19 protein-coding genes are annotated in these 17,447 nt (G+C 60.2%); 12 read left to right on the forward strand and 7 right to left on the reverse strand.

Annotated features, from left to right (window positions below; genetic code table 11):
• The first annotated feature begins 71 nt into the window (after positions 1 to 71).
• The 5 genes from NAT23_RS13410 to NAT23_RS13430 are packed head-to-tail and all read left to right on the forward strand — an operon-like array spanning position 72 to position 3,635.
• Positions 72 to 458: a hypothetical protein gene (locus NAT23_RS13410; protein WP_251594262.1), complete on the forward strand. Its 387-nt coding sequence runs from the start codon at positions 72 to 74 to the stop codon at positions 456 to 458.
• A gap of 41 nt (positions 459 to 499) precedes the next feature.
• Entirely contained in the window at positions 500 to 1,903 is a 1,404-nt protein-coding gene (locus NAT23_RS13415; protein WP_251929130.1) for an MFS transporter, read from the forward strand.
• Between the two features lie 60 nt (positions 1,904 to 1,963).
• Positions 1,964 to 2,272 (forward strand): BolA family protein, encoded by a 309-nt coding sequence (locus tag NAT23_RS13420; protein WP_251929131.1) that lies wholly within the window; start codon positions 1,964 to 1,966, stop codon positions 2,270 to 2,272.
• 30 nt (positions 2,273 to 2,302) lie between these two features.
• Complete coding sequence (locus tag NAT23_RS13425) at positions 2,303 to 3,157, forward strand: hypothetical protein (RefSeq protein WP_251929134.1); 855 nt, start codon at positions 2,303 to 2,305, stop codon at positions 3,155 to 3,157.
• The gene (locus tag NAT23_RS13430; protein WP_251929136.1) at positions 3,117 to 3,635 is read left to right on the forward strand and encodes a GNAT family N-acetyltransferase; all 519 of its coding nucleotides are present in this window, start codon (positions 3,117 to 3,119) and stop codon (positions 3,633 to 3,635) included. Before NAT23_RS13425 ends, NAT23_RS13430 begins: the two co-directional genes overlap by 41 nt.
• 4 nt (positions 3,636 to 3,639) lie before the next feature.
• Here the strand turns inward: NAT23_RS13430 and NAT23_RS13435 are convergent, their stop codons facing one another.
• Together NAT23_RS13435 and rsmD are read right to left on the reverse strand one after the other, a co-directional pair.
• Positions 3,640 to 3,852 carry a cell division protein ZapB gene (locus NAT23_RS13435; protein ID WP_251594252.1) on the reverse strand — a complete coding sequence of 71 codons (213 nt, stop codon included), beginning with the start codon at positions 3,850 to 3,852 and terminating at the stop codon, positions 3,640 to 3,642.
• Between the two features lie 53 nt (positions 3,853 to 3,905).
• Positions 3,906 to 4,523: a 16S rRNA (guanine(966)-N(2))-methyltransferase RsmD gene (gene rsmD, locus NAT23_RS13440; RefSeq protein WP_251929139.1), complete on the reverse strand. Its 618-nt coding sequence runs from the start codon at positions 4,521 to 4,523 to the stop codon at positions 3,906 to 3,908.
• Between the two features lie 153 nt (positions 4,524 to 4,676).
• Here rsmD and ftsY point away from each other — a divergent pair, with 153 nt between their 5' ends.
• From ftsY to NAT23_RS13465, 5 genes are all read left to right on the forward strand, one after another.
• Entirely contained in the window at positions 4,677 to 6,239 is a 1,563-nt protein-coding gene (ftsY, locus tag NAT23_RS13445) for a signal recognition particle-docking protein FtsY (protein ID WP_251929142.1), read from the forward strand.
• 3 nt (positions 6,240 to 6,242) lie between these two features.
• Entirely contained in the window at positions 6,243 to 6,914 is a 672-nt protein-coding gene (gene ftsE / locus NAT23_RS13450) for a cell division ATP-binding protein FtsE (RefSeq protein WP_251594246.1), read from the forward strand.
• Positions 6,911 to 7,882 (forward strand): permease-like cell division protein FtsX, encoded by a 972-nt coding sequence (ftsX, locus tag NAT23_RS13455; protein WP_251929143.1) that lies wholly within the window; start codon positions 6,911 to 6,913, stop codon positions 7,880 to 7,882. Before ftsE ends, ftsX begins: the two co-directional genes overlap by 4 nt.
• Positions 7,883 to 8,004: 122 nt before the next feature.
• Positions 8,005 to 8,877, forward strand: a complete 873-nt coding sequence (gene rpoH / locus NAT23_RS13460) for an RNA polymerase sigma factor RpoH (protein WP_251929144.1) — start codon at positions 8,005 to 8,007, stop codon at positions 8,875 to 8,877.
• A gap of 141 nt (positions 8,878 to 9,018) precedes the next feature.
• Positions 9,019 to 10,758 (forward strand): putative bifunctional diguanylate cyclase/phosphodiesterase, encoded by a 1,740-nt coding sequence (locus NAT23_RS13465; protein WP_251929145.1) that lies wholly within the window; start codon positions 9,019 to 9,021, stop codon positions 10,756 to 10,758.
• A gap of 18 nt (positions 10,759 to 10,776) precedes the next feature.
• On the opposite strand, the gene slmA is transcribed toward NAT23_RS13465, so the two are convergent.
• The 5 genes from slmA to coaBC form a co-directional block, all read right to left on the reverse strand.
• Entirely contained in the window at positions 10,777 to 11,394 is a 618-nt protein-coding gene (gene slmA, locus NAT23_RS13470; RefSeq protein WP_251929146.1) for a nucleoid occlusion factor SlmA, read from the reverse strand.
• Positions 11,395 to 11,446: 52 nt separating this feature from the next.
• Positions 11,447 to 12,346 (reverse strand): acetylglutamate kinase, encoded by a 900-nt coding sequence (gene argB, locus NAT23_RS13475; protein WP_251929147.1) that lies wholly within the window; start codon positions 12,344 to 12,346, stop codon positions 11,447 to 11,449.
• Positions 12,347 to 12,518: 172 nt separating this feature from the next.
• Positions 12,519 to 13,901, reverse strand: a complete 1,383-nt coding sequence (locus tag NAT23_RS13480; protein WP_251929148.1) for a phosphomannomutase/phosphoglucomutase — start codon at positions 13,899 to 13,901, stop codon at positions 12,519 to 12,521.
• 27 nt (positions 13,902 to 13,928) lie between these two features.
• Positions 13,929 to 14,387: a dUTP diphosphatase gene (gene dut, locus NAT23_RS13485; RefSeq protein WP_251929151.1), complete on the reverse strand. Its 459-nt coding sequence runs from the start codon at positions 14,385 to 14,387 to the stop codon at positions 13,929 to 13,931.
• The gene (coaBC, locus tag NAT23_RS13490; RefSeq protein WP_251929152.1) at positions 14,368 to 15,633 is read right to left on the reverse strand and encodes a bifunctional phosphopantothenoylcysteine decarboxylase/phosphopantothenate--cysteine ligase CoaBC; all 1,266 of its coding nucleotides are present in this window, start codon (positions 15,631 to 15,633) and stop codon (positions 14,368 to 14,370) included. Before coaBC ends, dut begins: the two co-directional genes overlap by 20 nt.
• Positions 15,634 to 15,780: 147 nt before the next feature.
• Between coaBC and NAT23_RS13495 the strand changes: the two genes are divergently transcribed.
• Complete coding sequence (locus NAT23_RS13495) at positions 15,781 to 16,623, forward strand: 5'-nucleotidase, lipoprotein e(P4) family (protein ID WP_251929153.1); 843 nt, start codon at positions 15,781 to 15,783, stop codon at positions 16,621 to 16,623.
• Positions 16,624 to 16,708: 85 nt separating this feature from the next.
• Positions 16,709 to 17,383, forward strand: coding sequence for a RadC family protein (radC, locus tag NAT23_RS13500; protein ID WP_251929154.1), 675 nt, complete (start codon positions 16,709 to 16,711; stop codon positions 17,381 to 17,383).
• The last annotated feature ends 64 nt before the right edge of the window (positions 17,384 to 17,447 follow it).

Raw genomic sequence — 17,447 nt, forward strand, 5'->3', positions numbered from 1 at the left:
GCTACCCTGTGTGTGCCTGAGTGCCCTTGAAACCGAGGGCGCTCCATCGCTTTTAACGCAAGGAGTACACCATGCATCTGGTCAATCGTTCGGCCTTGAGCGTTCGTCCGACCCAGGCGTTCATCGATTGGATCAATTCTCTGGAGCCCACCGAGGGCGATGAGGATCTTCTTCTTGATGATGTCGAGCGCGAAAGCACCGTGTACCTCATTCCGGAGATGGATACCGAGAATGCCTTGCACGCCTATGTTCACGAGCGCTTTGTCGACATTCTCGAGCACGAGTTCGGTGCCTGGGAGGACGATGAAACCCAGTGGCCTGCACCGCGTGATTGGGCACTGTTCAAGGAGTTCGTGCGTCTTGAGTACAGCTACCTGACCGTGGATCTTGACGGCGCGTCACCGCTCTCAAGCGATGACATGGGCGATGACTTTGTCAATGAGGGTCAGGACGATTAAGATGCCCTCTCATTTCAAATGAAAATGAGAAACGGTATCACGTGAAACACTTACTCTCCTCCAAACCGGACGACGACGGCTTACCGCCGCGCGCCCGGGCCTTGGCGATGGCTGCATTGATGCTGTGCTCGTTGATGGCAGTACTCGATATGAACATCGTCAACGTGGCGCTGCCTACCATTGCCGAGACCCTTGATGTCTCTTCCTCGGACGCGATCTGGATCGTCAACGTCTATCAGCTGACCGGCGCTGCCGCCATCTTGACGTTCGCGGCGCTGAGCTACCGAATTGGCGCCTGGCGAATCTACATCGGCGGGCTGATCGTCTTCGTTGCAAGCTCTCTGGGCTGTGCGCTGTCAAATTCACTGACAACGCTGATCGTCTTTCGCGCGTTTCAGGGGTTGGGCGCTGCGGCCATGATGAGCCTGGGGCCGGCGCTTTATCGCTCGGTCTTTCCGTCACGGCTGCTTGGCAGCGCGCTCGGGGTGTCCTCGATGGTGGTGGCAACCGGGGTGGCCGCAGGGCCCACGCTTGGCGGTGTGCTTCTGGCGCTCGGTGACTGGCCGCTCTTGTTTTTGATCAACCTGCCGATGGGGGCCGCCGCACTGGTTCTGACCCTGCGCTATCTGCCGCGTTCAGAGGGCAACGGCGCGCCCTTCGATGTTCTGGGTGCGGTGCTTTCGGCGCTGATGCTCGGCGGTCTGGTTATCGGGGTGGATGAGCTGCGTCGAGAGGGGAGTATGGGCTGGGCGGTCTATCTGACGGTGGGGTTCATCGCCGGCGCGGCCTTTATCCGGCGTCAGCAGCAAATCGATTACCCGCTCTTGCCGTTGGGCATTTTCAGACAGGCGCGGTTTTCGATGGCGGCGGTGACGTCATTTTTCGCCTGGGTCTCTCAGTCGATGGCGTTTCTGAGCGTGCCGTTTCTGCTTCAGAGCGAGCTTGGGTACACGCCGCTCGAATCGGCGCTTCTGTTCACCCCCTGGCCGCTGGCCATCATGTTCACTGCACCTCGGGCTGGACGGCTTGCCGACAGGTTCTCGCCGCCTCTGGTCTGTACCGGTGGTATCATCGTCTTTATCGCAGGCGTCATTGCGTTGGCCACGCTCTCACCGTCAGCGCCGATGTGGGACGTAGCCTGGCGCACGGCGCTTTGTGGTTTCGGGTTCGGGCTGTATCAGTCGCCCAACAATCGTGAGCTGATGGGGAGCCTACCGCGGGCGCAAAGCGGCACCGCCGCCGGAGTGATGGCAAGCGTTCGTACTTTCGGTCAGTCGCTGGGGGCTGCCTTGGTTGCGCTGGCGCTATCTGGAATAATCATCGAGACCTCGCACGCAGGGCTCATCACGCTTGCTCTGAACGTGGCCATCGTGGCGGCACTGATCGCGCTGGCACTCAGCGCCTCAAGACTGACGCGTGCCCGGGCCCTTGTCGATAACGAGTAAAAAAAACGACCCGTGAAGCACACATAACGCACGACATGTTCAACCAGCAGGGGTGATTCAATGCGCATCCAGGAAGTCATAGAACAAAAATTGAAGGACTTGAACCCGGACGTCTTGCAGGTGGAGAACGAAAGCCACAAGCATCATGTGCCACCGAATTCGGAAACGCACTTCAAGGTGACCCTGGTCTCCGAGGCGTTCGAGGGCTTTACTCAGGTCAAGCGTCATCAGCGCATCTACGGCATGCTCTCTGATGAGTTGGCAGGCCCGGTGCACGCCCTTGCACTTCATCTCTACACGCCGAGCGAATGGGACGCCCGTGGCAAGGCGCGCCCTGAATCGCCGAACTGTATGGGCGCCGGACAGTAATGCATCTCCATGGTCAAGTAATGGACGTCCATGGTCAGTGAACCGCAGCGCCGTCAGTACCTTGAAGCAATGGGGCTTCCCACGTGGGAGGCCCGCTATCGCTTGCCGTTTGCAGAGCCGACCGAGGCCTGTGAGTGGGCGCTGCCGGAGATGTCCCCGCGTGGGCCGCGTCAAGGGGTCGAGGCGCTGCGCGATGCAAGCCGAGTCGATGCGCCTGTCCATACGACGCCTGCCCACACGGCACCTGTAACCGCGCCGTCTCAGCCTGGCAAGGCCCAGGCTGATGACGCATCGTCTGTATCACCACGCTCGGCGCGGGCCTTGCTTGAAGGCCACGTTGAGCTTCCCGAGCATGAGAAGCGCGAGTCGGTCACTGAGGCAGTGCCTTCGGAACCCACTCAAGCACCGCTGGCGTTTTCCTGGTCGGTGGCGGCGCTCGAGGGGCGCTGGTTGATCGTCGCGCTCGGGGGCGAGGTCTCGCCTCGGCATCAGGCGCTACTGCGTGCGCTGCTGGCGGCGCGGCGCATCTTCCCAAGTCAGCCGGTCGCGTTCGAATCGTTCGAGTGGCCGATCGTCGAAGGGCTCTTGTGTCACGACCCGCTCGGCGACGCGCAGGACGGCATCCGTGCGTTCATCCGCGGTCGGCAGGAGCGTGGCTGGTTCATCGAGCGCGTATTGACGTTCGGTTCCGATGACACGCTTTCGAGTGTGCTGGGCATCGAGAATGAGCACAGTACGCTGTTAACGCTGCCGGTCTGGCAGGGCCCGGCGCTGGGTGAGCTTGATACGGCCGATGCCAAGCGTGCGCTTTGGGCAGGGCTTGAGCCGTGGCATGAGTGGTGGCATGGATCAACAGATGAGCGAGCGCAACGTTTGGATGAATGAATCAATGTACGACGTGCGGCAGGCCACACTCAGTGACCTTGAGGGCATCGTGGCGCTGGACCAGCGGTGCCATGAAAGCGCCTGGTCCAAGGTCCATTTCGTGCGGGCGTTGGGCAGTCCGGAGCATGAAGTCTGGGGCGTCTGGGAAGATGGCGCATTGATCGGTGTGCTGGTGCTCGGTCTTCAGCCTTTTGACGCCGAAATTGAACTGATCGTCGTGGCGCCGGAACGGCGACGACGCGGGGTAGCTTCCATGTTGGTCATGCGCGGTATCGATTCCGGGCGGGCGCTGGGCAAGGAGCGGCTCTTGCTCGAGGTGCGGGCCGGCAATGCGGCGGCCATCGGAGTCTACGTCAAGCGAGGCTTCATTCAGGATGGCGTGCGTCCGGGGTATTACCCGGCCGACGGGGCAGAGCGGGAAGATGGGGTTTTGATGTCGTACCCGCTTTGTGACCTGGATACGACATCATCGGCCTAGCGTCTCAGCTGTGAGTCGCTTCGGCCTGTGCCGGCTGGGCGTCGAATTCCTGAAAACGCGCCAGGATGCCGTTCAAGCGACTTTCCCACTGAGTGCGCTCGCTCTTGAGCTGTTCGTTTTCCTGACGCAGCTCTTCCACTTCCATGCGTAGCATTTCGATGGTGTCGACCGCTGTACTGACTTTCTGTTCGAGTTGATCAAACAATTCTATACTCATCGACCTCTCCTGATCGTCCTTTTTGACCTGACGCGCTGCGTCTGGCGGAAAGACTACGCGTCTGTATCCCCCTCGGCAAGAGGCGTGCGGCGATACAGTCGGGCCTGGGTTTCGCCAGCGCGCGTCTGTTTTTCAAGCCGCCAGTGCGCGGGCACGTTCGGAATCAATGCTTGTTCGACTTCGAGATAGATCATTGCCTGTTCGGTAAGCCAGCCGCCACGTTCCAAAAGGGCGCAGATGGGGTCGGCAAGCCCCTGGCCGAACGGAGGATCGAGAAAGACCAGGCCATAGGGTGTCGGTTTGGCCGAGTCCAGCCAGGTCAGTGCGTCGAGGCGATGAAGTGTTGCGCGCGCTCGAACGTCAAGCGTTGTCAGGTTGTCCTCGAGTTGACGCGCGGCCTGACGGTCCTTTTCGATCAGTGTGAGCGAGGCCGCACCTCGTGACAGGGCTTCAAGGCCGAGCGCGCCGCTGCCGGCGAAGGCATCGAGCACATGGGTGCCACTTAGAGGGCCGATCCAGTTGAACAGGGTTTCCCTGACGCGATCCGGCGTGGGCCTTAAACCCGGGCGGTCCAGAATCGGAAGTTGGCGCCGTTTGAAATCTCCGCCGATGAGGCGAAGTTTACCGTGGCGAGCCGGTTTGGATGGAGAGCGAGAGCGGTGTCGAGTCATGGCGCGCATTGTACCCGTGAGCACGACACAGTGGTAGGATGGCGGTGGTTTGCCATTCGCCCCAGTTTTCGGGCGCATCGACGCCATCCATTTGCGCATAGTGGCTACGACTCCACTATGGTGTGACGAATCGACAATCAAAGACAGCCATCTATGTTCGGTTTTTTTAAACGCAAAAAGCAAAAGCAAGCCCAGCAGGAGAAAGAGCAAGAGCAGCAGCGCCTTTCTCACGAGTCTCAAGATGAGGATACGGCCTCACACGCTGAAGATGCGTCTCCAGTCGTTGAGCCCGAGCAGTCACCTGTAACGCCTGAACAGCGGCCAGTCGACCCTGAGCGACAGCCTGCCGAGGAGCCCGAGCAGACGCCCGAGGTCCGTTCCGACGAGCCTACCTGGGAAGAGGTTTTGCGTCGGGAGACCGAGGCAGCCGATGCTGCGCGCGTAACCACTGACACCACACCCCCCGCACCAGACCGTGACGAAGCGCCTCATGCAGAGCCTTTGGCACCTGCGGCGGATCCGGTCGAGCCGGAGCTACGCTCTGTCGAACCCGAACCCGAACCCGAACCCGAACCCGAACCCGAACCCGAACCCGAACCCGAACCCGAACCCGAACCCGAACCCGAACCCGAACCCGAACCCGAACCCGAACCCGAACCCGAACCCGAGCCAGTACGTGCTAAGGCCGAGGTTCCTGCGGCGCCGAAGCCCGATGATCTGCCGGCCATGTTCGACCCGGTGGAAACGGCGCCAGAAAAGGCGGATTCCACCGAGCCTGAGCGCAAGGGCTGGTTTTCTCGTGTTCGCAAGGGGCTTGGCAAGACCCGCTCCAATCTGACCGGTGGCCTTGCAACGCTTTTGCTTGGCAAGAAGCAGATCGACGATGACGTTCTCGAGGAGCTGGAAACCCGACTTCTGATGGCGGACGTCGGCATCGAGGCGACCACCGAAATCATGGATAACCTGTCGGCGCGGGCGTCTCGTAAGGAGCTGGCCGATTCCGATGCGCTGTATGAGGCGCTTCAATCGGAGCTTACGGCCGTGCTTGCGCCGGTGTCTGCGCCCTTGCGTCTGCCTGAAAAGGGCAAGGGGCCGTTCGTGATTCTGATGGTCGGCGTCAACGGTGTGGGCAAGACCACCACCATCGGCAAGCTGACCAAGCGCTATCAGGCTCAGGGTCGAAGCGTCATGTTGGCTGCAGGTGATACGTTCCGTGCCGCCGCAGTCGAGCAGCTCAAGGTGTGGGGCGAGCGTAACCGCGTGCCGGTCATCGCTCAGCACACCGGCTCCGACAGTGCGTCTGTCATCTATGACGCGGTCGAGGCCGCCAAGGCGCGTGGCGTTGATATCCTGATTGCCGACACGGCAGGTCGACTGCATAACAAGTCGCATCTGATGGAAGAGCTTAAGAAAGTGCAGCGCGTGATGGCCAAGCTCGATGCCACCGCGCCGCATGAAGTGATGCTGGTGCTCGATGCCGGCACCGGACAAAACGCGATCAGTCAGGCCCAGACCTTCAACGAAGCCGTGCCGGTGACCGGCATCACGCTGACCAAGCTCGACGGTACCGCCAAGGGCGGCGTGATCTTTGCACTCGCCAAGCAGCTGAAGACCCCGATTCGCTACATCGGGGTGGGTGAAACGCTTGATGATCTACGGCCATTCAAGGCTGACGATTTCGTCAAGGCGCTGTTTACTCAGGAAGATGAGTCGTAACCGATGATTGCCTTCGAACACGTAGGGAAGCGTTACGGAGGGCGTTTCGAGGCGCTGGCGGATGTGAACTTCCGCCTGTCTCGCGGCGAAATGGTGTTTCTGACCGGGCATTCCGGCGCGGGCAAAAGCTCGGTTCTGAAGCTTTTGACGTGTCTCGAGCGTCCGTCTCGAGGCCGAATCGTGGTGGCCGGACACGATCTTGGTCGGCTTGGTAACGCCCAGATCCCGTTCTATCGACGTCAGCTCGGGGTGGTATTTCAAAACCATCAGCTGCTATTTGATCGAAGCGTGTTCGAAAACGTCGCCTTGCCTCTGTCGATTCAAGGGTTCACGGCCGATGAGGTGGCGCGTCGAGTCCGCGCGGCACTCGATAAGGTTGGGCTGCTTCATCGCGAAAAAGCGTTGCCCATCGAACTTTCCGGCGGTGAGCAGCAGCGGATCGGCATTGCGCGCGCGGTGGTGCACAAGCCAGCGCTTCTGCTGGCCGACGAGCCGACCGGTAACCTGGACCCGCAGCTCTCTGCAGACATCATGCGGCTGTTCGAGGATTTCAATCGCATTGGTACGACGGTTCTGATCGCAAGTCACGATCTGGCCTTGATCGCGCGGCTTAAGCATCGCGTATTACGGCTTCGCGAGGGGCGCCTCGTGGGCGATGAGGGGATGGGTTCATGAAGAAGGGACGTCGTACGCACCAGGGCGCACGTAATCAGCAATCGTCCTTTGAGCGGCAGCGTCTTGCCTGGCAGGCACACCACCGTCAAACGGCGCGGGATGCTCTGCACCGTTTGAAGCAGCGCCCGATCGGCACGGCGATGACGCTGATGGCGATCGCAGTGGCTTTGGTGCTGCCCGCAGCGCTCTGGCTGCTTCTAGGCAGTGCGCAGGTGCTTGATCGCAACCTGTCAGACACCGCCCAGCTCACGGTTTACATGACGCCTTCGGCCAGCGACGCCGATGCAAGCTCGCTTCTGGAGCGCGTTCGCGCGCGCGATGATGTTAGCTCTGTAACTCTGGTAACGCCCGAGCAGGGGCTTGAGCAATTTCAGAAAACCCTTGGCCTCGGTGACGCCCTGAGCGGGCTGGATAAGAATCCATTGCCGGCGGCGTTGATCGTAAAACCCGTGACTCAGACCCCCGAGGCGGTCTCGGCGCTGTCGCTTGCGCTCAAGCAGATGCCGAAGGTGGACGAGGCGCAGGTGGACATGCAGTGGCTCGAGCGGTTGAAGCAGCTGTCGACGCTCGGTCAGCGCGTAGTGCTGTCGTTTGGGGCACTTTTCGCACTGGGCGTGATCCTGATCGTGGGGAATACAATTCGACTGTCGGTCGAAAATCGGCGAGAGGAAATCGAGGTAATCACGCTCATCGGAGCGACGCATGCCTTCGTTCGACGGCCGTTTCTCTACAGTGGGGCCTGGCTTGGGCTCGGCGGCGGCATCGCTTCTCTGATTTTGCTTGCCGCCGGAATGGCCTGGCTTTCTGCCCCATTGACGGCATTGGCTGAAAGTTATGGCGGTCAGTGGGCTGTGCCGTCACTTGGTTTTGAGGGTTCCCTGTTTCTATTGATCGTCAGTACGTTACTTGGCTGGCTTGGCGCGTTCATTGCTGTTGGCCGACATTTGTCACACATGACGCCCAAGTAAAATGAGGCCTCTTTAGCGTTTAGGCGCAAATACGTTATACTGGCGGGTCAAGGGAACTTTAATCGCGTTTTGTCTTCTAAAGAAGCAACGCATTGTAAGGGCAACGTGGAGACCCGGTGCACATGAGCAATAGTCTTCAGCCTATCGGGAATTTGTCACCAGGCAATGACCTTAACGGGTATATTCAGATCGTTAACGGCATTCCGGTGTTGTCGGCAGAAGAGGAACATTCACTGGCGGTGCGGCTGCACGAGGAAAACGACCTCGAAGCGGCGCGGCGCCTTGTCATGTCACATCTGCGCTTTGTTGTGTACATCGCGCGCAGCTATTCAGGTTATGGTCTGGCTCAGGCGGATCTGATTCAGGAAGGTAACGTCGGTCTGATGAAGGCGGTCAAACGCTTCGATCCGGCTCAGGGCGTTCGCCTGGTCTCGTTCGCGGTGCACTGGATCAAGGCCGAAATTCATGAATTCGTGCTTCGCAACTGGCGTATCGTCAAGATCGCGACGACCAAGGCTCAGCGTAAGCTCTTTTTCAACCTGCGTGGTTCCAAAAAGCGTCTTGCCTGGCTCAATAGCGATGAAGTCGATGCCATCGCGTCTGACTTGAACGTGAAGCCCGGTGTTGTACGTGAAATGGAGAGCCGTCTTTCCGCGCACGATGCAGGCTTTGATTACGCGCCGGGTGAAGACGATGAACAGGCTACATCGCAGGCGCCAGCGAGCTATCTTGAAAACAGCGAGCTGAACCCGGCTGAACTGCTTGAAAATTCGGACTGGGAAGAGGATTCCTCTCGTCGACTGGCTTATGCCATTTCTCAGCTCGATGAGCGCTCGAAAGACATTCTGCAGCGCCGCTGGCTGGCTGAGCACAAGGCAACGCTTCATGAGCTTGCTGATACCTATGGTGTTTCTGCCGAGCGTATCCGACAGCTTGAAAAGAACGCCATGAAAAAGCTCAAGTCATACATGGTCGAGGATAACGCCGCTGCATGATGCACTATTGTGCCCTGCACTCCGAATGCCCGGTCTCGAAAGAGCCGGGCTTTTTTATGCCAATCTACTAATTATCGCTTCCGAATTTGGCGCGGGCAGGGTAGAAGTCCATAACAAGAAAGGTAACAGAGGCCCGGCAACGTGAAACTTCGGCAGTGGTGGCTCTCTCACATCAAGGCGGAGCATAGCCCGCTTGCTGTAACTCCCTATTGCACGGGCGGTGACGGGCAGGATTCGCGTCAGGCATTGGCCGAGGCCATCGTCGACCGCTTGCCAGGCGCCGTGTACTGCCTGTCGCGCAATTCCAAGACACTTTGTTTTCTGAGCCAGGGCGCCAATGGGCTATTGAATGGCCAAATGCAGGCGCTGCATCAGCGAGCTGGCTTCGAGATGCTGGTGCACCCTGAAGACCGTGAACATTGGCACCAGACACTGGCCGCGCTTTCGGAAGACAATCAGCGCTATGAAATCCTCTATCGATTGGCGCCGGGGCTTGGCTGGCATCGGCCGATCACCTGGGTGCTGGATCGGGGCGTATTAAGGCGCCGGGCCAGCGGTGACACGCTTGAAGGTGTGTTGCTCGATATGACCGGCCATCAGCGCCGCCAGCAACATCTGGCGCACGCCGCAGAGCACGACGCCATCACCGGCTTTCTGCATCGTCTGCCGTTTCTTGAATACCTGGAAAACGCGACGCGAGAACAAGAACCCGGGGCCTTGCTCTATTTCGATATCGTTCGCTACAGCGCGATCAATTACAGCCTTGGCTATCAAGCGGGGGACTCGCTTTTAAAGCAGGTGGCCGAGCGCATCCGGGCATGTGTGTCCGCCGACGCCATGTTGGCCCGCCTGAGCGCTGACGAATTTGCGGTTTATCTCCCGGACGCCGAATGCCGTCACGGCGTACTGGCGCGGTTGATGGCGACGCTCAAGCCCGAGTACTGGCTGGGCCGTCAGGCGGTCACCGTCGATATTACCGCAGGCGTTGCCACGGACACCCACAAGGGAGCGGACGCCTTGCTGCGTCATGCCCGGCTGGCGCTTCAGCACGCGCGGGCGCACAACCGATTGCACGCGGAGTACAGCGTCGGCCTTTATGAAGAGGACAGTGCCCCCCTGAAGCTTGAGCAGGCACTTCGGTGCGCGTTGATGCGTGATGAGTTGTCCATGTTCTACCAGGCGCAGGTCAGTGCCGAGGATGGCCGTATCATCGGGGCAGAGTCACTGATGCGCTGGTACCACGACACCCTTGGTGAAATTTCCCCCGAGCGCTTCATTCCCCTGGCTGAAGAGCTTGGGTTGATCGCCGAACTGGGGCGCTGGAGCCTGGCTACCGTTTGTGAGCAGATTGCGGAGTGGGATGCGAGAGGCATCATTGTCCCTCGGGTCTCGGTCAACGTCTCCACCTTGCAACTGACGTCGACGCTGGTCGATCAGGTCTCCATGTTGCTGGCGCGGTTCGGTCTGACGCCGGACCGGTTGGAACTCGAGGTCACCGAAACCCAGTTGATCCGTGATCTGACGGTCAGTCATCACGTGCTCGAGGCGCTGCGTGTTAAGGGTGTGGCGATCGCGCTGGACGACTTCGGCACCGGCTACTCCTCGCTTGCGTATCTGGCATCGCTTCCGATCGACCGGCTCAAGATCGATAAGCGGTTCGTCGATGGGGTTCCGGAACGAACGCCAGAGCGGGGTGTGATCACGGCCGTGATCAGCATGGCGCATGCGTTGTCGCTTGAAGTAATTGTCGAAGGGGTGGAAACCGAGCAGCAGTGGCAGTACCTGCGTGAACAGGACTGCCACGTGCTGCAAGGATACTATTTCGGAACGCCGGTCGATGCGCAGACCTTCGCGACCCGTCTGGCCTCGCCCAATGGCTGACGCTTGTGAAAAGCGGGCTCAGAGCGCCAGATGGGCACGCTCGGGGGCGAACACGGCCGAGGAAAGAATGGCCCACTGCTCGTCCCAGTGCTCAGCGGGCGAGTGCCGGAACCGGCTTCTCGAATACCGCGTAATACGGCCTTCCAGATGGGTCATGAACAGATGCGCACAGGCGCCGACCGTCATCGGAAGGCGCGCCTGCTCACTGGCCTGAGCTTCACGCAGGCTCTGTTTCAGCTGTGTTTCGATGCGATCAAAGAACTGCTGCATGCGTGGTTTGAGTCGCGCGGTTTCCCCGACAAGGGCCTCTCCGGTCATCAGACGGCACAGCCCCGGGTTTTTCTCGGCAAAGCCAATCACCAGTTTCAGGGTGTGATGGCAGCGCTGGTCGATCGATAGATCATCGCGGGCAATGACCGCAAGGCGCTCGAACACAATGGTTTCAATGTAGTCGATCAACGCCTCGAACATCTTTGATTTGCTTGGAAAGTGGCGGTAAAGCGCAGCTTCCGAAACACCGACCTCGCTTGCAAGCGAGGCCGTGGTAATCCGCTTGCCGTCATCGCTTTCAAGCATTTTCGCCAGTGCCTGAAGGATCTGTTCACGCCGTTCGGCGCCTTTTTTAGTGGTGGCCATACGCCGTTGTTCCCTGCTTGAGACATCAGAGCGGGCCAAAAGCCCGCAAGATTCAGGCGTTGTCGGTAATCAGCGTCCCCACGCCCGAGTTAGTGAAGATTTCGAGCAGGATGGCATGCGCGACGCGCCCATCGACAATAACGGCACTGTTGACACCCTGCTTGACCGCATCCAGTGCGCAGCGAATCTTTGGCAGCATGCCGCCATAGATGGTGCCGTCCTCGATCAGCCGGTCCACATCCTGGGTCGAAAGCCCCGTCATGACCTCGCCCTGAGCGTTCATCAGCCCGGCCACGTTGGTCAGCAGCATCAGTTTCTCGGCGCTGAGTGCTTCGGCCACCTTGCCGGCGACTAGGTCAGCGTTGATGTTGTAGGAGGCGCCGTGCTCATCCACACCGATAGGGGCGATGACCGGGATGTAATCGGCCTGGGAGAGCATGTCGATCAGATCGGTCGAGATGTGTTCCACCTCACCGACATGGCCGATGTCGATGATTTCAGGCGCGGCAAGCTCCGGGCTGTAACGCTGGACCTTGAGCTGACGGGCGCGAATCTGGGCGTTGTCCTTGCCCGTCACACCGATCGCCTTGCCGCCGGCCTGGTTGATCTGATTGACGATGCTCTTGTTGACCAGGCCGCCAAGCACCATTTCCACCACGTCCATGGTTTCCGAGTCGGTCACGCGCATGCCTTCGACGAAGCGGGACTCGATCTTGAGCCGCTCGAGCAATTGGCCGATTTGCGGGCCGCCGCCGTGAACGACGATGGGGTTCAGGCCGACCTCCTTCAGAAGAACGATGTCCCGGGCGAAGGAGTCGATCAGGGTGTCATCGGTCATGGCATTGCCGCCGTACTTGACCACCACGGTCTTGCCGGAAAAGCGTTGAATGTAGGGTAGGGCTTCGGAAAGAATCTTGACGACCTGAGCCGGGTCGCGCTCGTGTGAATTCATGGAACCTTCCTGAGTGTGGCGGTTGAGTGTTCGAATGGACTGAGTGTTCGAATAGATTGAATGTTTGAGTAGGTTGCGTGGTCGATTGAATAACGTGGTCGATCAAGTTACAGGGCGAGCAGAACGCGCTGTTTGAGGACGCGTTCTGCTCCAGCGTGCGCGGCGATGATTTCTAGAACGTGGGAACGGCATGCGGCGCGGTAACTGTGAGCGCGGCCCGGAAGCAGTCCTGAATGCGGGCCAGTGCAGCCTGGCTCTTGCCCTCGAAGCGAAATACCAGGGCAGGCGTCGTATTGGATGCCCGGCACAGGCCCCAGCCATCGGGGTAGTCGACCCGAATGCCATCAAGGAGGGTCTTGGTGGCATCCGGCCCGAAGTCCGTGGTGGTAGCAAACCGCTCTACCAGTGCGAACTTTTCGGCGTCGGTCACGCTCACGTTGAGTTCGGATGTGCACAAATCTTGCGGGTAGCGAGCGAAAAACGCATCGGCGTCCTCAGGCTGTCTCGACAGCAGTTCCAGCACGCGAGCGGCGGCGTAGATGCCGTCGTCGAAGCCGTACCAGCGCTCCTTGAAGAACACGTGGCCGCTCATCTCGCCGCCAAGCAGCGCGCCGGTTTCGCGCATGCGCGCCTTGATCAGCGAGTGCCCGGTGTACCACATCTCCGGGTCGCCACCGGCCTCGGAAACGATGCGGGCCAGATTCGAGGTGCACTTGATGTCGAACACCACGCCTGCCCCCGGCGTGCGGGAAAGCAGGTCCTCGGCCAGCGCCATGAGCAGCCGGTCCGGGTAGATGATCTCGCCGCTTGGGGTAACTACGCCGATGCGGTCGGCGTCACCGTCGAAGGCAATGCCGAGATCCGCGCCTTCAAGGCGTACCCGAGCCACCAGATCGCTCAGGTTTTCAAGCTTGCCGGGATCGGGGGCGTGGTTTGGGAAGGTGCCATCGATGGTCTCGTACATCGGCACTACTTCGACGCCCAGCGCGGCGAGAATGGCCGGGCCGAGTTCGCCGCCCACGCCGTTGCCGCAATCCACCACGGCCTTGAGCGGGCGCTCGAGGTGCACGTCATCGAGGATGCGCTGGGTATAGATGGGCGAGAGGTCGTGGGCGATGCGCTGCCCGTGCCCCTTTGCGAACGCGCCTTGAACGATGCGCTCATGCAGGCGAGTGATGGCTTCATTTGCCAGCGCCTCGCCGTTCAGCACAATCTTGAAACCGTTGTAGTTCGACGGGTTATGGCTTGCCGTAACGGCCACGCCAGACTGGCACTGCATGAGGTGGTGCGTGGCGAAATAAAGCACCGGTGTCGGCACCATGCCGATGTCGATGACATCGATGCCGGTGCTGATAAGGCCGTCAATCAGGGCGTCTGCCATGTCCGGGCCGGACACGCGGCCGTCACGTGCAACCGCCAGGCGATGTTCGCCCCGGTGAATCGCTTCGCTGCCGATGGCCTTGCCGATCAGACGGGCGCCGTCGATCGTCAGGGCTTCGTCCACGATGCCTCGAATGTCATAGGCCCTGAAAATACTGGCAAAAGCGTCGTTCATGATGGTCGAACCCGTTGAGTCACGCGGTCAATGGCGGCCGGAATGGCCGAAGCCGCCAGCGCCTCGGAGGCTATCTTCGAAGTCCTCGACCAGGTCGAGCTCGGCCTGCATGACCGGAACGAGAACGTATTGTGCGATGCGCTCGCCGTGTTCGAGCGCGACGTGCTCGTTACCCCGGTTCCACACCGAAATCATCAGCTCGCCCTGGTAGTCGGAGTCGATCAGACCGACCAGATTGCCAAGTACGATGCCTTTCTTGTGACCAAGGCCCGAGCGGGGCAGCACCATTCCGGCATAACGGGCATCGTCGATGTAGACGGCAAGGCCCGTGTGCACGAGTTCGCATTCGCCGGGGGCGAGGGTGAGCGGCGCATCGAGCATGGCCCGCATGTCCATGCCGGCACTGCCTTCGGTGGCGTAGTGGGGCAGTGGGAAATCGTGCACGCGCGGGTCGAGAATCTTGGCTTTAAGCCTCGGTCTGTCCATGGGGAGTCCTGTCGTCAAATGATGCCTTGGCGCTGAAGTTCGCCATAAGACGCGAAAGAATACCATGGGCCAGTGTTCGTTTGGTGGCCGGGGGCAGTGCTTCGTGGCGAGGGCTGTCGCCATCCTGCCAGTAGAGCGTGACGGCGTTGTGATCGCTCCCGAAGCCGAGATCCGGCGCGAGCACGTCGTTGGCGGCAATCATGTCGAGTCCCTTGCGCGCGAGCTTGTCGGTGGCAAAGCGCTCAAGCTCACGTGTTTCGGCGGCAAAACCCACCATGAAAGGCCGGGTCGGTAGTGCCGCGACCGTTGCGATGATGTCCGGGTTCTCGACCAGTTCAAGCGTCAGCCCACTCGAGCCGGGCGTTTTCTTGAGCTTGTGCTCAGCAGGCGTCGCTACACGGTAATCGGCCACCGCCGCGCAGCCGATGAAGATATCGGCATCAATGGCGTAGCGACAGGCGGCGTCCAGCATGTCGCGCGCGCTTTGAACATTGACGCGCTCAACGCCTGGCGGCGTGTCGAGTGTGACCGGCCCTGCAATCAGGATAACGCGTGCCCCACGGGCGCGAGCGGCCTCGGCCAGTGCAAAGCCCATCTTGCCGCTGCTTTTGTTGGTGAGGTAACGCACCGGGTCGATGGCCTCGACCGTGGGGCCGGCCGTGACGATCACGGTACGCTGGGCAAAATCCTCTGGTTGTGTCGCACGTTCTCGTTCGAGCTCGGCCATGATCGCTTCGGGTTCAAGCATTCGGCCGCTGCCGACATCGCCGCAGGCCTGTTCGCCGCTGTCCGGGCCAAGCATCTGCCAGCCATGGCCTGTGAGGCGAGTGAGGTTTTCCCGTGTTGCCGGATGCGCCCACATGGCCTGGTTCATCGCAGGCGCTAAATAGCGCTTGGCCGGGCTTGCAAGACACAGCGTGGTCAGCAGGTCATTGGCCATGCCGTTTGCCAGGCGCGCCATGAGATCGGCGCTTGCCGGCGCGATGACGATGAGATCAGCCCAGCGCGCCAGCTCGATGTGGCCCATGCCCGCTTCGGCGTCCGAGTCGAGCAGGGTGGTTCGAACGGGCTCGCCCGTCAGGGCCTGAAAGGTCATGGGGGTTACGAATGCCTGTGCGCCCTCGGTCATGACGACACGTACCTCAGCGCCCGCTTTCTTCATCAGGCGCGCAAGCATCGCGCTTTTGTAGGCCGCGATACCACCGCTTACGCCAAGCAGGATCCGCTGGCCGGTCAACGAAGACATATCAGTGAGAGTTCCTTGTGATCAGGCGTCTACCTTAGCACCGCAGTGAATGACCGTCATGGTTCATGATGCAACGCTCATGTGAGCCGCTATGCTGTCTTTAACCGTTGTTCAAGCCAACCCGAACCGACCCTTTATGAGGTGACCATGACGCTTGCACGATCCTGTACGTTCGCCGTGATGACGCTCGGCCTATTGAGTGGCTGCGCCTCGGCGCCACCTGACAAGAGCGCGTCTTCCTATACCAATCAAGAGCTCAATGAGCAGTTGGTGATGGCAACCGCGTGGATGCAAAGCGCGGCTGAATACCAGGCCTTGAGTTATCAGGCGTTCAATGTGGCCCGTGACCGGCTCGATCGAGCGCTTGAGTATCACAAGGCCGGTGACAAACCGCTTGCGATAATCGTGGACGCCGATGAGACCATCATCGACAACAGTGCATTCGAGGCGTATCTGGTCGGCAAGGATACGGCGTACAGCGACGAGCTGTGGCAACGCTGGATGGAAAGTAGACAGGCGCAGGCGATGCCGGGGGCGGTGGACTTCCTCAACTACGCCGATCAAAAGGGCGTTGCGGTCTATTACATCACCAACCGCGATCACGTTGGGTGGCAAGCGACACACGATACCCTCGCCGTGCTCGGCTTTTCGCAATTGTCGCCCTCAAGGCTACTGCTCAAGACCGACGACTCCGACAAACAGGCCCGCCGTGACCAGGCCCTTGCCGAGCATAAGGTGGTACTGCTGATGGGCGATAGTCTGGCCGACTTCCGAAGTGCCTACGACAGCGACAGCGCCTCGGGTCGTCGCCAGGCGGCACAGTCCGATCAGGCGCTGTTCGGCCGGCGCTTCATTTTGTTGCCCAACCCGATTTACGGGGCCTGGGAAGGTGCGCTTTATGAGGGTGACTGGTCATTGACGCCCGAGCAGAAATCGGTGGCGCGCAAGGCGGCCCTTCGGGCCTGGACTCCCCCCAACACGCTCCCGTGAGTGCTTTGCTGCATGTACTTGGCGTCTGAAGAAATAGGCAACTGGTGTCGATACTTACCTTCACACTGTGTGCGAGGTAAGTTGCATGGGGATCTGTCATTGGCCCGAGGGTGAGCGCCCCCGGGAAAAACTGTTGACGATGGGGCCGGATGCGCTGAGTGATGCGGAACTTCTGGCCATTTTTCTGCGTGTCGGCGTCAAGGGTCGCTCTGCAGTGGATCTGGCGCGAGATCTTCTGATGCGCTTCGGTGGATTAAGGCCTCTGCTTGACGCCGATGAGGCCACGTTCTGTGAGGCGCATGGCCTAGGGCAGGCCAAGTACGTTCAGCTTCAGGCGGTGCTCGAGCTTTCAAAACGCCACCTTGAAACCACGTTGAGCCGGGGAGATGCGCTGACGTCCCCCTTGCTGGTGCGTCGGTTTCTATCGGCGCATCTGCGTGACCTCAACCACGAGGTGTTTGCTGCGCTGTTTCTCGATACCCAACACCGGGTGATCAAGTTCGAGCAGCTCTTTACCGGCACGCTCGATGCGGCAAGCGTCTACCCGAGGGAAGTGGCCAAGCGGGCACTGGCCCTTCATGCAGGTGCTGTGATTTTTGCGCACAATCACCCCTCGGGCGTGGCCGAACCCAGCGACGCGGACCGTTCGATCACGCGCATCTTGAAGGATGCGCTCAGTTTGTTCGATATTCGCGTGCTCGATCATTTCGTGGTCGGTGATGGGGAGGTTGTCTCGTTTGCCGAGCGGGGTTGGCTATAGCGTTTCCGGCCACGCTTTTTTAGGGAAAACTGGCCCTTTTTTAGCGAAAACCAAGCCCTCGGGT

The sequence above is a fragment of the Larsenimonas salina genome, from assembly GCF_023736155.1.
In the GTDB taxonomy this organism is placed as follows: domain Bacteria; phylum Pseudomonadota; class Gammaproteobacteria; order Pseudomonadales; family Halomonadaceae; genus Larsenimonas; species Larsenimonas salina.

What these genes read in the sequence shown, in the direction of transcription:
- NAT23_RS13410 (WP_251594262.1), top strand. Translation starts at nt 72, where the DNA reads ATGCATCTGGTCAATCGTTCGGCCTTGAGCGTTCGTCCGACCCAGGCG.
- rpoH (WP_251929144.1), top strand. Translation starts at nt 8,005, where the DNA reads ATGAGCAATAGTCTTCAGCCTATCGGGAATTTGTCACCAGGCAATGAC.
- radC (WP_251929154.1), top strand. Translation starts at nt 16,709, where the DNA reads ATGGGGATCTGTCATTGGCCCGAGGGTGAGCGCCCCCGGGAAAAACTG.
- NAT23_RS13420 (WP_251929131.1), top strand. Translation starts at nt 1,964, where the DNA reads ATGCGCATCCAGGAAGTCATAGAACAAAAATTGAAGGACTTGAACCCG.
- slmA (WP_251929146.1), bottom strand. Translation starts at nt 11,394, where the DNA reads ATGGCCACCACTAAAAAAGGCGCCGAACGGCGTGAACAGATCCTTCAG.
- NAT23_RS13435 (WP_251594252.1), bottom strand. Translation starts at nt 3,852, where the DNA reads ATGAGTATAGAATTGTTTGATCAACTCGAACAGAAAGTCAGTACAGCG.
- NAT23_RS13425 (WP_251929134.1), top strand. Translation starts at nt 2,303, where the DNA reads ATGGTCAGTGAACCGCAGCGCCGTCAGTACCTTGAAGCAATGGGGCTT.
- argB (WP_251929147.1), bottom strand. Translation starts at nt 12,346, where the DNA reads ATGAATTCACACGAGCGCGACCCGGCTCAGGTCGTCAAGATTCTTTCC.
- ftsX (WP_251929143.1), top strand. Translation starts at nt 6,911, where the DNA reads ATGAAGAAGGGACGTCGTACGCACCAGGGCGCACGTAATCAGCAATCG.
- ftsE (WP_251594246.1), top strand. Translation starts at nt 6,243, where the DNA reads ATGATTGCCTTCGAACACGTAGGGAAGCGTTACGGAGGGCGTTTCGAG.
- NAT23_RS13430 (WP_251929136.1), top strand. Translation starts at nt 3,117, where the DNA reads ATGGATCAACAGATGAGCGAGCGCAACGTTTGGATGAATGAATCAATG.
- rsmD (WP_251929139.1), bottom strand. Translation starts at nt 4,523, where the DNA reads ATGACTCGACACCGCTCTCGCTCTCCATCCAAACCGGCTCGCCACGGT.
- ftsY (WP_251929142.1), top strand. Translation starts at nt 4,677, where the DNA reads ATGTTCGGTTTTTTTAAACGCAAAAAGCAAAAGCAAGCCCAGCAGGAG.
- dut (WP_251929151.1), bottom strand. Translation starts at nt 14,387, where the DNA reads ATGGACAGACCGAGGCTTAAAGCCAAGATTCTCGACCCGCGCGTGCAC.
- NAT23_RS13495 (WP_251929153.1), top strand. Translation starts at nt 15,781, where the DNA reads ATGACGCTTGCACGATCCTGTACGTTCGCCGTGATGACGCTCGGCCTA.
- NAT23_RS13480 (WP_251929148.1), bottom strand. Translation starts at nt 13,901, where the DNA reads ATGAACGACGCTTTTGCCAGTATTTTCAGGGCCTATGACATTCGAGGC.
- coaBC (WP_251929152.1), bottom strand. Translation starts at nt 15,633, where the DNA reads ATGTCTTCGTTGACCGGCCAGCGGATCCTGCTTGGCGTAAGCGGTGGT.